13 protein-coding genes are annotated in these 13656 nt (G+C 38.5%); 3 read left to right on the top strand and 10 right to left on the bottom strand.

All coding sequences use genetic code 11. The features are described from left to right. Positions 1-162: 162 nt before the first annotated feature. From EV146_RS26340 to EV146_RS26320, 5 genes are all read right to left on the bottom strand, one after another. Entirely contained in the window at positions 163-519 is a 357-nt protein-coding gene (locus EV146_RS26340) for a YflT domain-containing protein (protein WP_132011555.1), read from the bottom strand. Positions 520-1079: 560 nt separating this feature from the next. Further along, the gene (locus tag EV146_RS26335) at positions 1080-2348 is read right to left on the bottom strand and encodes an Nramp family divalent metal transporter (RefSeq protein ID WP_241994062.1); all 1269 of its coding nucleotides are present in this window, start codon (positions 2346-2348) and stop codon (positions 1080-1082) included. A 31-nt stretch (positions 2349-2379) separates the two neighbouring features. Next, positions 2380-3561 carry a thiolase family protein gene (locus EV146_RS26330; protein ID WP_132011554.1) on the bottom strand — a complete coding sequence of 394 codons (1182 nt, stop codon included), beginning with the start codon at positions 3559-3561 and terminating at the stop codon, positions 2380-2382. Between the two features lie 19 nt (positions 3562-3580). Beyond that, positions 3581-4237 (bottom strand): 3-oxoacid CoA-transferase subunit B, encoded by a 657-nt coding sequence (locus EV146_RS26325; RefSeq protein ID WP_132011553.1) that lies wholly within the window; start codon positions 4235-4237, stop codon positions 3581-3583. Further along, positions 4237-4896 carry a CoA transferase subunit A gene (locus EV146_RS26320; RefSeq protein WP_132011552.1) on the bottom strand — a complete coding sequence of 220 codons (660 nt, stop codon included), beginning with the start codon at positions 4894-4896 and terminating at the stop codon, positions 4237-4239. Before EV146_RS26320 ends, EV146_RS26325 begins: the two co-directional genes overlap by 1 nt. Positions 4897-5201: 305 nt before the next feature. Between EV146_RS26320 and EV146_RS26315 the strand changes: the two genes are divergently transcribed. After that, on the top strand, positions 5202-5981 hold the full coding sequence (locus EV146_RS26315; protein ID WP_132011551.1) for an IclR family transcriptional regulator domain-containing protein: 780 nt from the start codon (positions 5202-5204) through the stop codon (positions 5979-5981). 517 nt (positions 5982-6498) lie between these two features. Here EV146_RS26315 and EV146_RS26310 read toward each other — a convergent pair. Next, positions 6499-8742 carry a metallophosphoesterase gene (locus EV146_RS26310; protein WP_199232723.1) on the bottom strand — a complete coding sequence of 748 codons (2244 nt, stop codon included), beginning with the start codon at positions 8740-8742 and terminating at the stop codon, positions 6499-6501. 565 nt (positions 8743-9307) lie between these two features. On the opposite strand from EV146_RS26310, the gene EV146_RS26305 reads away from it, so the two are divergent. Further along, complete coding sequence (locus tag EV146_RS26305; protein ID WP_158287232.1) at positions 9308-9826, top strand: chorismate--pyruvate lyase family protein; 519 nt, start codon at positions 9308-9310, stop codon at positions 9824-9826. Positions 9827-10223: 397 nt separating this feature from the next. Here the strand turns inward: EV146_RS26305 and EV146_RS26300 are convergent, their stop codons facing one another. The 4 genes from EV146_RS26300 to EV146_RS26285 all read right to left on the bottom strand — a co-directional run bounded on the left by EV146_RS26300 (position 10224) and on the right by EV146_RS26285 (position 12261). After that, positions 10224-10685, bottom strand: a complete 462-nt coding sequence (locus tag EV146_RS26300) for a thioredoxin family protein (RefSeq protein WP_132011549.1) — start codon at positions 10683-10685, stop codon at positions 10224-10226. Further along, positions 10682-11119 (bottom strand): disulfide oxidoreductase, encoded by a 438-nt coding sequence (locus EV146_RS26295; protein WP_132011548.1) that lies wholly within the window; start codon positions 11117-11119, stop codon positions 10682-10684. Before EV146_RS26295 ends, EV146_RS26300 begins: the two co-directional genes overlap by 4 nt. A gap of 188 nt (positions 11120-11307) precedes the next feature. Then, positions 11308-11517, bottom strand: coding sequence for a hypothetical protein (locus EV146_RS26290; protein WP_121614364.1), 210 nt, complete (start codon positions 11515-11517; stop codon positions 11308-11310). 183 nt (positions 11518-11700) lie between these two features. Then, complete coding sequence (locus EV146_RS26285) at positions 11701-12261, bottom strand: Rok-like winged helix domain-containing protein (protein WP_199232722.1); 561 nt, start codon at positions 12259-12261, stop codon at positions 11701-11703. 81 nt (positions 12262-12342) lie between these two features. Between EV146_RS26285 and EV146_RS26280 the strand changes: the two genes are divergently transcribed. Next, positions 12343-13593, top strand: a complete 1251-nt coding sequence (locus EV146_RS26280; protein ID WP_132011546.1) for a helix-turn-helix transcriptional regulator — start codon at positions 12343-12345, stop codon at positions 13591-13593. Positions 13594-13656: the final 63 nt, after the last annotated feature.

The raw sequence follows: 13656 nt of genomic DNA, 5'->3' as shown, positions 1-13656 counted from the left end.
ATATAGTAGAAAGACAAGCAAAAACAGAGAAAGGTGAAATTGAGTACGCTCAATTTCACCTTTCTCACTATTTGAGCTAGTTATGGCCCAGCCTCCTTAAAACAGCTCTTTGATTAATTGCTTATATCGTTATTACCGGCTGAATGTTTCCAAAACTACCCTTTAATCAGGGTGTAACTGGAAATAAGAATCTTGGAGATCGTCTTTAAAGACTAATAAAACCTTTCCTTCATCTAGTTGCTTTTCATATGATTCTGCTTCATAACTGCTTAGGCCTAATTCCTCCATTTTACTACGCAACTCATCTCCCTGGCTTTGGAACATATTTTTCAAAGCCGCTCCAAATCCAGTGTCATCCATTCTCATCTTTTCGGCTTCAGAACGACTTGCAACTTCATCCATTACTCTATCATTATGGGCAAGAACGAAAAATTCATCATTCGCTATACCATCATTCTGTAGGTTGTTTGCTGCCTTAACGGCTTCCCCAATAGTATTGAATTGACGTACTAATGTCATTTTGATCCCTCCCTTCTAAATATCTGTTTACATTTTTTTGTATTTCACATATTTAAACCCTATTAAACATTTACCCATTATTTCAGTTCGCTTATCGTCTTACGTTTATCTTCTTCAATTTTAGGTTTCTTTATATTTTTCTAGAATGCTATTGGAAGTAATGGTATGTGGGAGATCCTTTACCGAATTAAGATTTCAAGGACAGAGCACGTCTCGTCCGGTATGGTTTCCAGCTGGATATGACAGGTGAACAACAGTACCAATTGCGGACTGTCTCTCCTTTTTCCGTTACAACTGAGTCGTCGTCCTGGTTGATCCGCTTGAATACGTATCGTAAACGTAAGGCGATTCTGGTATCAGCTTCCTGTGTGCAGTCGGGACTGGACAGATGCAATCAAAAGAAACATGTATTTCAGAAGATTGTATATATCTATTTAATAACAACAAGGGAAAACTACTGTTTCTGTCAAAAAACATAATTTTTGACACTAAAAGACATAAAAAGAGGCGTCCCAACACACTTTTGGGACAGCCTCTCTACATAAATTTCTTATTAAACTTTAGTTAGAAAATATCCCAATTAATTCATTAATACATAAGAAAACAAATAGAACAAGACATCCAACCAGGACAAAATTTGGTATCAGTTTATTCCGATATTCTTGTACGACTGTTTTTGAGTTCAATAAAATTAACAGGGACGTTGCCAGGAATGGCATAAACAATGCACCCAGCGCTCCATAAAGGATAATCAATTCAACTGGTTTGCCAAAGAACATTAGTACCATTGGGGGAAAAGTAAGCCATGCTAGATAAAAACGGTAGGCTGGGTCTTTTCCGGAGATCTGCTGAACCCCTTCCCCTTTTTGATTGCGGATCGTTTTAATGAAATCCGCAAAAAGGTACGGGACACCGTTCCAAACGCCGAGAAGAGAAGTATATGCTGCCGACCAGAAAGCAACCAAGAACATCCAGCGCATCGGAGTGCCGAATTCGTCCCCAAGCATATTGGCCAGTGTGACAAGGCCCTGATCGTCACGGATACTAACGCCGCTGCCGGCAAGGAATTGTGCACCAATGATTAAACCTGCCATCGTGAAAATCGCCGTTAGAGTGTACGCCACTTTTGAATCTAGGCGCATGATGGAAATCCATTTACTTCCTACCCAACCTTTTTCGTTAAGCCAGTATCCGTAGGATGACATTGTGATGGTTCCGCCAACACCACCAATCAAACCAAGCATTAACATAAACGATCCTTCTGGAACACGCGGGACAAATCCGCCTGCAAATTCAGTGAAGTTCGGTATGAAGAGAATAGCGGTGCCGATAATCGTAAGGAACATCACACCAATTAATGCCGCCATCACCCGTTCGAACAATAGATAACGGCCGGACCAAACAAGGAGAAAGCCACCAATCGCGTGGATAATCGCCCAAGCCCAAAGAGGCATGATTGGAAATAGTGCATGCATCGCCATGCCAGACGTTGAGGCAGCTGCTGCCCCGTAGACAAAGCCCCATATGATCGAGTAAACCCCAAAATACCCTGTGGCCCACTTTCCAACTTTATGCCAGCCATCCAGAATGGTATGTCCAGTAGCTAGATACCAGCGTCCAACACCTTCGTTTAAGAAATATTTGAGAATTCCCCCAACAACGATTGCCCAGACAAAAGTCATACCAAACTGTGTACCAATCACAAGGGAGGTCACTAAATCGGCTGTCCCAACCCCTGTAGCCGCAACGACGAGTCCTGGTCCCATATTCTTTAATTTTTCCTTCCATGTAGAAGGCGGAGCACTTTGTTTAATTGTTTCGATTTCCAAGCGAATACCTCCTTAATTTGAAAATGATTTATCAAACTAATTCTAGTAACAATGCCATTCCTTGACCGCCACCAACGCATAAGGTTGCAATGCCGAATTGATTTTGTCTGCTATGCATTTCATGAATCAGTTTGGTAAGAATCACGGCACCCGTTGCTCCCAATGGATGGCCAAGTGCAATGGCACCACCATTTACATTGACTTTCTCCATATCGATGTTTAGCTCACGAATACAGGCAAGTGACTGGGAAGCAAAGGCTTCATTTAATTCCATGAGTCCTATGTCCTTTATTTGAAGCCCAGTCTTTTTCAGAAGATTCGTAACGGCCGGCACTGGTCCTATCCCCATATAGCGAGGATCGACACCTGCTACCGACCAGTCCCTTACCTTGGCAAGTGGTTTTAAGGACAATGATTTAGCTTTATCTTTTGTCATTAATACAATAGCGCTAGCTCCGTCATTGCGACCGCACGCATTCCCAGCTGTAACTGTTCCATCTTTTTTGAATACTGGCTTTAAGCCTGCCAGTTTTTCAATTGATGTTTCACGCATATGTTCGTCTTTCGCAAAAACAGTTGTTTCTTTTCGCGTTTTCACTTCTACTGGAACGATTTGAGAATCAAATTTCCCGTTTTCCCACGCCTGTTTCGCACGTTTTTGGCTTTCTAAAGCAAAAGCGTCCTGGTCTGTACGAGAGATTCCATACTTTTCTGCGACGTTTTCTGCGGTCATCCCCATGCCTAAATCCTTGCCATACATTTCGATTGGTTGTTGACCGTTTTCAATATTGGAATCAACTATATGAGGATTCCCTTCACCAAAGCGAGAATTTCTTAGATAAATAGGTGCGCGGCTCATATTCTCTGTTCCGCCTGTAATGACAATTTCATCCGGGTGAAAAGCGAGATGCTGGACTCCTGATACAATGGCCTGCAGCCCGGAAGCGCAAAGACGATTAACCGTGTAAGCAGTTGCTGACTCAGATATGCCTGCCCTCAAGCCGGCTACACGAGCGACATTAGAAGATTCCGACGCCTGCCGAACTTCACCCAGGATAATTTCATTAATATGATCAGAGGGAATGCCAGTCGTTTGAAGAGCATCCTTTAAGACGGCTGCTGCCAGATCTCCTGAATTAATAGTTTTGAGTGATCCTCCAAACCTTCCAATTGCTGTCCGTTTGGCACTGACAATTACATACTCATGAACCATAGAGGTCTGCTCCTTTCCATTAGTTAATCTTATAGCTTGTTAGGGTGGAGGAAATGATGTATTCAGAAGGAGTGATGTCCTTTAATTTTTCCAGTGACATTTCCTCATCTAGCTCTTCAAGGACCATTTTTCCATCAATAAAAGAGAACACTGCATGTTCGGTTATTAGTAAGCTTGCAACGCCTTTCGCCGTAATAGGATATTCACAGCTTTTTAGAATTTTAGCATCCCCGTTTTTTGAGCAATGCTGGGTAGTAATAATCACTTTTTTGGCACCTGCGACTAAATCCATAGCACCACCAACTCCTAGAATATCTTTTCCGGGAATTGCCCAGTTCGCGATGTCCCCATTTTCCGCTATCTGCAGAGCCCCAAGAATCGCGATATCAACATGACCTCCACGAATCATCCCGAAGGATTCCGATGAGGAGAAATAGGAGGCACCTACGTTGGCTGTAACAGGCAGCTTGCCAGCATTAATAATTTCGGGGTCCACCTCGTTTTCAGCAGGAGTCGGGCCAACTCCAAGAAGACCGTTTTCCGTATGTAAGAAGATTTCTCTGTCCGGTGGCAAGTAATCGGCAACAAGCGTTGGAATCCCAATTCCTAAATTAACAATATCTCCATTTTTAATTTCCTTTGCCGCTCGAATCGCGATTTTTTGTCTAGTGTTCATCACGCGTTTCCTCCTTTTACGATAAAATCGACAAATAAATGAGGAATGACAATCTGTTCAGGATCCAACTCTCCAATTTCCACAATTTCTTCTGCTTCCACAATGGTGATTTTCCCCGCTCTGGCCATATCAGGATTAAAATTTCGTGCCGTTTTGGAGAACACAAGGTTTCCCAATTGATCGGCTTTCTTTGCTTTGATTAACGAAACATCCGGGATAAGCGGAAATTCCAGCACATAGTCTTCGCCATTGATCAAACGAGTTTCTTTTCCGTTTGCCAGCAAGGTTCCAGCAGAAGTTTTTGTATAAAACCCACCAATTCCTGCACCACCCGCACGGAGCCGTTCGGATAGAGTCCCCTGTGGGACCAATTCAACCAAGAGTCTTCCTTCATTTACATAACGGACAGCATCGATATTGCTTGTAAAATAAGAACCTATCGCTTTAGCAATTTTATTTTGAACCAAGATTTTTCCAAGTCCTTTTCCACCTGGCTCCCCTAGGTTGTTGCTGATAATAGTTAAACCGGATACTGAATGTTCCGCTAGAGCATCTACCAATAATAGCGGGCATCCGACTAATCCGAATCCACCAACTGCGACTGTATGCCCGTCACTGATATGAGCTATCGCTTCCTTAGCAGATACAATTTTGTTCAATTTAGTTCCTCCTTTTCGTAAACCCAAGCATTAGGAAAGCCCTTTCATAAAACCTTTACAAAGGAAACTCTTTTTATTTTGCATAGTGATTAACCTAATCCGTTTCAAAAATTTGAAACTTTGTCCTTCTTGCCTGAAGTTTGCAATTAACCATATATTTTTGTACACTATACGTACAATAGTACGAATAGTGTAAATTTTAAGTTCATTATAATGATAATCTTGGTAACTATCAACTTTTAAGTATAGTTTTTTCTGAAGAATTTTTGGAATCAAATTACATTTAAGAATAAGGAGCATAATCGATGAGTGGCGAGAGGCCTTCTAATTATTTTGTGAGTTCTGTTGCAAAGGGTTTTGTAGTGTTAAAAGCATTTGATTCCAGTTCTGCCTATTTGACATTGAGCGATTTAGAGAAAAAAACCGGGATCAATAAGGCAACAGCGAGGCGATTTGCTCTAACCTTGGTTGACCTTGGTTATTTAAAAATAAAGGATAACAAATTTGCTCTAAGTCCAAAGGTATTAGATTTGGCTGCCCACTATTTAGAATCGCTCACTCTTCCTGATATGGCCCATCCAATTCTTGAGTCCATTGCTTCTAGGGTTAAGGAATCAACGAATCTGGCCATTCTGGATGAAGCAGAGATCGTTTATGTTACAAGGGTAAATGCAGCAAAGCGAATCATAGGAGCAAACTTGCGAGTTGGTTCAAGGCTACCTTACTACGCGACCTCCTTAGGAAAGGCGTTAGTAGCTTGGCTTCCTGAAGAACAAAGGAAGAGAGTGTGGGAGTCAGCTAAAATCGAGGCCTTTACGGATAAGACAATTACTGACTTTGAGGAGTTTGAAGCACATTTGAGAATTTGTCGTGAACAAGGGTATGCGGAAGGAAATGACGAACTAGAAATTGGTCTTCGATCCATTGCAGTCCCTATTTTTTCAAGGAAAGATGAGCCCATAGCGGCGATGAATATCTCTACGAACACCATCTGGTCAACAGAGGAGAAAATTAAGAAAGTTTATTTGCCGGTCCTTTTAGAAGGGGCTGGTGAATTAAATCAACTGATTAAATATCAAAGTTAGAATCCCCATACCAGACCACCAAACCACTGAACACTCTTGTTTTACAAGTTGTTTATGAAACTTCGGATTATGGGAGGATAACCATCTCCCATTAAGGAATTTAAATTTTACCACACTAAATAAATTAGAAAAACTGCTTGGGTGGAATTTGATATATCACGGTTTTCATTCATCAACTCTATTCATTTACTTGGTATATTAAATAGATAAAGCAAAGGGACAGGTCTACCGCTCTGAAAGCACAATAGAACCTGTCTCTTTATTTCTTATCTCTAATTCCTTTAAAATGCCAAACATTACTTTGCCCTTCATCCCAACCCGAATGGTTAATCCAGAGTATGAGAGTTCGCTTGAAAAGAAGTTTTCCATTTAAGGTGACATGATTATTAGTTTTAATAATACTGTTTTCCAGAAAATTGAAGACATTTTATATTCAAGGTCTTAACGAGGCGGGAAAGTGTAAAGAGCTATGTAGAAAATCGAACATAGCAACTAATTAGATCTACATATTCCCTGATTATCTATTTAATCTATGTTCCCTTTTAACCAATACATCATCGAAGTAGCTATTTGGATTTCCCCAAGCATATAAAGCGATCGTCCCTTTTGAATGGGAATGATCGACAATAGGTTTTCCAAATATGTTGATTCCGTCTTGGAACGCCTGGATCTGATTGCCGATAACCTTGACTTCTAATTCAAAATTGGCACCTTGGGTATATCCTGGTTTAGCCAAATGAGACAGTGTCGTTTCTATCCCATCAACGACTTTGAAGAGCTTGTAAAAATTTTGCTCGTTGTCCAGTTCTAGTTTATAGTAGTTATCTGGATCCTGATAGCGGAACATAAGGCCGATTCCGTCATTATCGGTCGAGCGTATGGTTGAGGAAAATGAGTAATCCTTCCAAGAGAACGATCCACTCTTGTCGTAATAAGCAAAGGTCCCCTTACGATTGTCAAAGGCAGGAACATTCGGACCATAGATATTGGAAGATTGTACGACTTCCCCTCTCACTACCGACCATTTAGATGGTGCTTCAATCGTTCCCTCATCCACAATCGTCCAGTCGTTCATAGGTCCGTCATTAATACGTTGGTTATCCTTACTAAAATCATCCTCTAAGAGATGACTAGAATTTATAACATCTTTAACCAGCACATCATCGAAGTAGTTACTTTGATTTCCCCAAGAATATAAAGCAACCGTCCCTTTTGAATGGGAATTGTCAATAATAGGCTCCCCAAATATATCGATTCCGTCCCGGAACACCTGGATCTGATTCCCACTGACCTTGATTTCTAGTTCAAATTTGGTGCCTGGGATATATCCTGGTTCAGCCATATGAGCCAGTGTCGTTTCTTTTCCATCAACGACTTTAAAGAGCTTGGAGAATTTACGCTGGTTGTCCAATTCTAGTTTATAGTAGTTATCTGGATCCTGATAGCGGAACATCAGACCAATTCCGTCATTATCTGTGGCATTTAATGTAGCGGAAAAGGTATAATCTCCCCAATTGAAGGCACTGTGCTTATCGTAATAAGCAAAGGTCCCCTTACGATTGTCAACAGCAGGAACATTCGGACCATAGATGTTGGAAGATTGAACAACTTCACCTTCCGCAACCGACCATTTGGAAGGTGCATCAATCGTTCCTTCATCGACGATGGTCCAATCTTTCATAAGCCCGTCATCAGCACGATTCTTTTCCTCACTAAAATCATTACTGAAGAGATATCTAGGCTTTTTAACATCCGAATTAGGTGCACCAAGCTCAACGTTTGTATATTGGAATTCATTTTGCCAGTCCGTTTTGTATTCATCCAGATAAGGAGAGTAACTGGTTGCTTTTATGGTCCCTGCTTCCGGATCGATGTCCAGAAGACGTATAAATCCATTTCCTCCATTTGCTTGCATCTGGTAGTTCGATAGCATTTGGTAGACTTTATTTCCATAGTCTCCTACCGATACACGACGACCTTGACCATCGTTCAACACGTGACCACTAAGCACCATTGAGATATTTGGATGCAACTTGACGAATTTCTGCCACATTTCTTCCCCGTCATTAACTCCACCTATCTCTGAAGCTACACCATAATTATGCGCATTCCAGGCATGTCCAGTATTATGACGTGTCTCATCAGAAAACATGTAGCTATGAGTTACTACTATGACACGATGATTGGGATGAGAAGAAACAACTTCGTTCGCCCAATCCAATACAGGATCTCTTGGTCCAAATTCAAGAGAAAGTACTAACCAGTCCGTTCCTCCAGCATTAAAGGTATGATAATTGTTATCATACTTATCTGGTTCCTCCGAATAAACACCCCCAAAAGTCTCAGTTCCGGAAAAATTGCTTACGGGAAAATAGGTATTATATAAAGTGGTATCTCGTGTATTTGCCGAACCACCTGTACCTATATCATGGTTTCCAGGCAAAACCGTATAAGGAACCACCTCATCTAAAGTTTGCATTGCATCATAAGCAACCTCCCACTGGGACGTATTGTTATTGTTAGTGATGTCTCCCTCGTGAACCACAAACTTAATATTCTGTTCCTTCGAGTTTTCGGCAATCCACTGCGTTTGGGCGCGAAAGATTTCCGGATGTTTACTTGCTAAGTTTTGGGTATCAGGCAGGACTGCAATTTTAAAGGCTGACGAGCTAGCCTCTGCTTTGTTGGATTCTTGGAAAGAAGGAGTTACTATGAAATTTAAAATCATAATCAAAACAAAAATGAATTTAATTACCTTCATCTTTTATATCCTTTCTATTTCATTTTTGTGATATGAATCTCGATTTACATGAAAAACGTTCGTCATTTAACGGGGTTACGAAAAGCATTAGAATATTCCAATGCCCACGCATAACTGAACTTCAAAATAATATGCCATCTATAATGGATCATTCTTTACTAAAACCTTTTTCTTCCTCTTCCACCTCCCCATTAGTTATGGTTATAGCATTTTTGGATTAAGAGTTAAGGTGATTTTTGTAAATATTGTCTAATTTATTCTTTTCACGACTAATGAATGGGTTGTTGAGCGACTCTCCCATACTGTTGGCCTTCCAATTTGTGCAGCTTTCCATTTTCTATTGGAAACTCCACTCTTAAGGCAGCCGATTATTGGTATTTTTGTTCTCATGCTGACGAATAACATATTAATTTTCTTAAAAACTATAAAAAATATTAAAGATAATATATAATATTAATTGAATATATTTTTCTATATTTTTCTATATTTTCACTTATATTTTTGAGATATAGGGGTGATTAAAATAAAAACAGAGATGGAATTGACTTTAAGAGGAGAAGACTTTTTGATAGAGAAAAAAGAACTAGAAGAAGTGCTTAGCCCGTATGGAAAGCTGGTTCTTTATTCGAAAGGATCCATGACTAGCAATTTGGAGCTATACCATGGAAAAGAAGTTAAAGTAAAGGTCTTGAAACAAGGTCAAGAATGGAACATCTGTGAAACGTTGAAAGAGCATATACCCACCACCCAAAATACATATTTAAGGGAATCCTATCTTTATAGTGACGACGATGTTAAACCCTATTTATATTCAATGTCTGCTATATTTTTAGATAATATACCTGGTAAGATGAAGGAATCGCTTATTGAGGGGAAAACTCCCATCGGTAAGCTAATTGATATCTTCAATATTGAAACATCAAGGGATATAAAAAAGATAAAAATATGCCAAAGTAAATATATTGCAGAGATTTTAATGATTCCCGAACAAGAGAATATTATTCTGCGTCAATACTATATTATGAGTAATAAAAAACCAATTTTTTTAATAGGAGAGTACTTACCATACAAAATGATAATATAAAGGTACAACCTGCATTAATCACATATTGAACCAACCTGATGATTAATTATATTTACCAGGTTTTGTTTCTAATGCTAATTGTCTATAGGAATGTTCGCGATTATCCTGGTTCAAAATAGTGCTCCTACTATGTACCTAAGTAATCAATATTAGACTGAACTAGTCCCTAATTTGCGCCAAATTCGAAAAATAAAATATAAATTGGCCCCTGCCTCGTACAAGGTTCATACCTTTTGAGAGTTAACCAATCCTTCACAAAGTTTTCCTTTCTTTTTAGGATTCTCTAAAGTAACCGAGCTTATTTTAATACTACCTTTATGATATTGGACAATCTTTTTTTGAGAAAAAAAGCCGGCACAATAATGCCGGCTTTCCTTTTTGCTTCCTGACCGCGTTATCACTTAGATTCAAACCATTTCTTAAAAGCATCCTTTGTATTGGTTCCTCTTAATCTATCAGCCTCCTCGCCATCTTTGAAATAGATAATGGTAGGAGTTGCTTCAATCTTGTAATCGTCCCACCCTTCCTCAAACTCCAAAAGATTATACAACACCAGATCAACATCAAGTTCTTTAGCTAATGGTGACAGAACAGGTGTAGTCTCCTTACAATGAGAACAGGTTGGACTATAGAAGTAAACAAAACGGTCTTTATTTGCCTCTAAGTCGCCTTCAAGTTCATTTGGTAAGATCAGGTTCTGATAATTGGGATCATCCAGTTGCTCGACTGTTGCAGGGTGTAGCGTTTCTTTCCCAAAAGGATTGCCCTCCACTTTAACTGCTTGCTGTTTACTGGAAACAAATGCTGTCACTCCAAATATAGCTACGACGAGAACAATAAAAACAATTACTTTCTTCACTTGTCTTGGCTCCCCTTTACTCGTTTATAGATTATGTAAGTGCATAAAAAAATAATAGTAAATGCTATTAATGCAAGGAATGGAATGGTGATGAATCCAAGCCAATTAATATATTTTCCGTTGCAAGGTATCCTTCCGCAAGACGGTGCGTTGTTAGATAAGATAGAGACATTTTGTAAAAGGTAATGATATAAGGAAATAACGCCACCGATAAAGGACAGGATCATTACATAGATAGAGATGAAGTATTCTTTTCGAATGATGGCTATTCCAAGAAGAACAGTGAATGGGTACATAACAATCCGTTGATACCAACAGAGCGTACAGGGTTCATACTGCCTGATTTCGGACAAATACAGACTTCCGAACATGGCAATGATTGAAGTGGCCCATGCAACAAATAGCAAGTCTTCATTTTTTGTCTTTGTGGTCATTAAATTTGGTTCTCCTCCTATGACTAATTAACTTAGGGCGTATACTGTGTTTCCAAAGTCCTCAGCGGCAAACAAAAAGCCACCCTATAAAGTGACTTATCTGCAGGTTCATATGGAAGTAGGAAATAGGATTTGAAAAAATATATTATGTTCATACATGGGAGAAACCTGAAATAGAAAATGAAACATTAATTTAAATATTGGCTTTTTGCTATCGGTACATCTCTTTTTTCTAAGGTAGACTGCTCCTTCATACAGTAAAAGTCCAGCTCATCAATTTCCTTTAGCCTGGTAAATATGATTTCCCTTTCTTTTCTCAACTGTTCCGCAAGGTTTTTCTCATGTTCAGCCAATTGCTCTAGTCTCATTAACAAAGCATTTTTTTCATTAAAGGTCATTAAGCTTCCCCCTAATATATGATTAAATTTATATTATCACATGCTAGGGAATCCCAATTTTTTACATATTGGCTATAATAGACGATATTTTAACTTATTAAGTCTTTTTAAGGAAAATTTTATGTCATTTTAAATTCAGGCTATATTATTCATTGTATTAAATTTAAGAATTTCTCAACAATATTAGCTATTATTCTCCACATACATATATTGTCCGTGGGTAGCTTTTACAATATTTTCTTCTTTTTTCATTAAATTTGTCATAAATAAAGAAATATTGCTCAGTTCTACACCTGTTTCTGTTTCAATTTCCTTCTTTAAATCCTTTAATGGCATCGCTACCTGGCGTTGTTTCAAAATATCTATAGCTGCATTTCTTAGCATCCAAGTTTTTTGGTGATACCCTTTTTTTCTGTCCTCCCTTTCCTCTTCCCTTAGGCTCTCCAGATCACCACTATATGAACCTTGAAAGGACTCTGGTTTATGTCCTTGGATTGGATCTAAATCCTCCATTGAATACGCTAATCTGTCCTGGTTGTCCAATTCCCTTAGCCGGTTAAAAATTTCTTTCCGTTCCTCCTGAAACATTTTAAGGGTCCGTTCTTCCATTTCGATAAGCTGCTGCAGCCTTATTTTTAAAGCATCCCTCTCGTTAAACATATATATTAACCTCCTGTTAAGTAAATATAAACAATTTATTAATATTATATCTCTTTTTATATAATTTGATAGTTTTTTGTACAAATTGGAATAACATACTTTTTAAAACTTGTATAATTTTGGTATACTAAATATTGTAAAAATTTATATTAAGGGGGTGGAATTTTGCATGTAGGGAAAAGCATAAGGTTTCATCGGACAAAGATGTCTCTCACTCAGGAAGAATTGGCAACCGGATTAATATCCGTTTCCTATTTATCTAAAATTGAGAATGGCCAAATCAATGCTAGTCCCGAAATTTTAGAAGAACTGCTAAACAGACTCAACATTGCAGATGCTGTTCCACAAGACCAGAAGCTCTGCGAGGATCTCAGGCATTGGTACCAGCAAATTATTAGTAGGAATAAGTATGACTCTATTGAAACGTATAATCGCCTTTCTAGAGAAATTACAAATAACAGTTCTTTTGAACCATACTCTTTATTTCGACTTTTTTGTGTTAGGTATTTTCTAACCTTAGGAAAGCTTGAAGAGGCAGAGAAGCTTTTAAAACAATTATCCGTCGTTGCACAAGACTTCTCAAAAGAGCTTTCTTACTACTATTTTAAGTTTAAAGGGAACTATGAATATCTTAACAAACAGTTTGAGCATGCTTTTAATTCTTATAAGGAAGCCGAATTCCTCTTTGAGGCAAATACGCCTTCTCTTGAAAAAGCAGATGTTTTTTATTCTTTAGGCCTAACTGGCACAAAAATTGAAAAACATTTACTTGCAGTCCTTTTTACAACTCAAGCGCTTGATATCTTCCGAGAGATTTACAACTTGGAACGCAGCAGCGACTGTCACCTGCTTTTGGGCATCCTCTATCAAAGGCTTGACCAATTTGATGAAGCTGAAACAAATTTCAAATGGGCAAATAAGCTGGCAAGGCAGGTGGGGAACCAGGACGCATTGGGAGTCATTGAACATAATTTAGGACACTTATATGACCTGAGAGGCGATAAGGCAAAAGCATTAGATCATTATAAAAAGAGCTTGGAGCTAAAACAAGAACTTAATTACGATGGAAAATTAACAACCATCTTATTTATTCTAAAGGCTCTTTATAATGAAAAAGAAAATATGCAGACACAGTATTGGATACGGCAAGGAGAACTTTACGCCAAAAAAACTAGAGATATAGGGTTAAAACATGAGTTCAACATGTTCATGCATCTCCATAATAAGGAATTCGAGGAATTTGTGTATTATACCAAAAGAATCGCACTTCCATATTTTGAAAAGAATCGCTTGTATCGTAATGCATCCTACTACTCAGAAATATTAGCAGAATATTTTAAGGAAAATAGGAAGTATAAACTGTCTTCTCATTATTTTGAGTACTGTAAGGAAATACTAAAAAAAATTTACAAGTGAGGGTTATTAATATGAAAAAATACTTACATACAATCTCCATTTTTGCTCTAGTTACTGTTTATG

This window comes from Mesobacillus foraminis, assembly GCF_004340465.1.
Taxonomy (GTDB): Bacteria; Bacillota; Bacilli; order Bacillales; family Cytobacillaceae; genus Mesobacillus_B; species Mesobacillus_B foraminis.
The sequence above is the reverse complement of the archived record's forward strand: the minus strand, read 5'-3'. Positions and strand labels throughout refer to the sequence as shown.

Excerpts from the sequence above, each read along its gene's own strand:
- EV146_RS26340 (WP_132011555.1), bottom strand. The coding sequence starts at position 519 with ATGACATTAGTACGTCAATTCAATACTATTGGGGAAGCCGTTAAGGCA.
- EV146_RS26330 (WP_132011554.1), bottom strand. The coding sequence starts at position 3,561 with ATGGTTCATGAGTATGTAATTGTCAGTGCCAAACGGACAGCAATTGGA.
- EV146_RS26325 (WP_132011553.1), bottom strand. The coding sequence starts at position 4,237 with ATGAACACTAGACAAAAAATCGCGATTCGAGCGGCAAAGGAAATTAAA.
- EV146_RS26315 (WP_132011551.1), top strand. The coding sequence starts at position 5,202 with ATGAGTGGCGAGAGGCCTTCTAATTATTTTGTGAGTTCTGTTGCAAAG.
- EV146_RS26310 (WP_199232723.1), bottom strand. The coding sequence starts at position 8,742 with ATGAAGGTAATTAAATTCATTTTTGTTTTGATTATGATTTTAAATTTC.
- EV146_RS26295 (WP_132011548.1), bottom strand. The coding sequence starts at position 11,119 with ATGACCACAAAGACAAAAAATGAAGACTTGCTATTTGTTGCATGGGCC.
- EV146_RS26290 (WP_121614364.1), bottom strand. The coding sequence starts at position 11,517 with ATGACCTTTAATGAAAAAAATGCTTTGTTAATGAGACTAGAGCAATTG.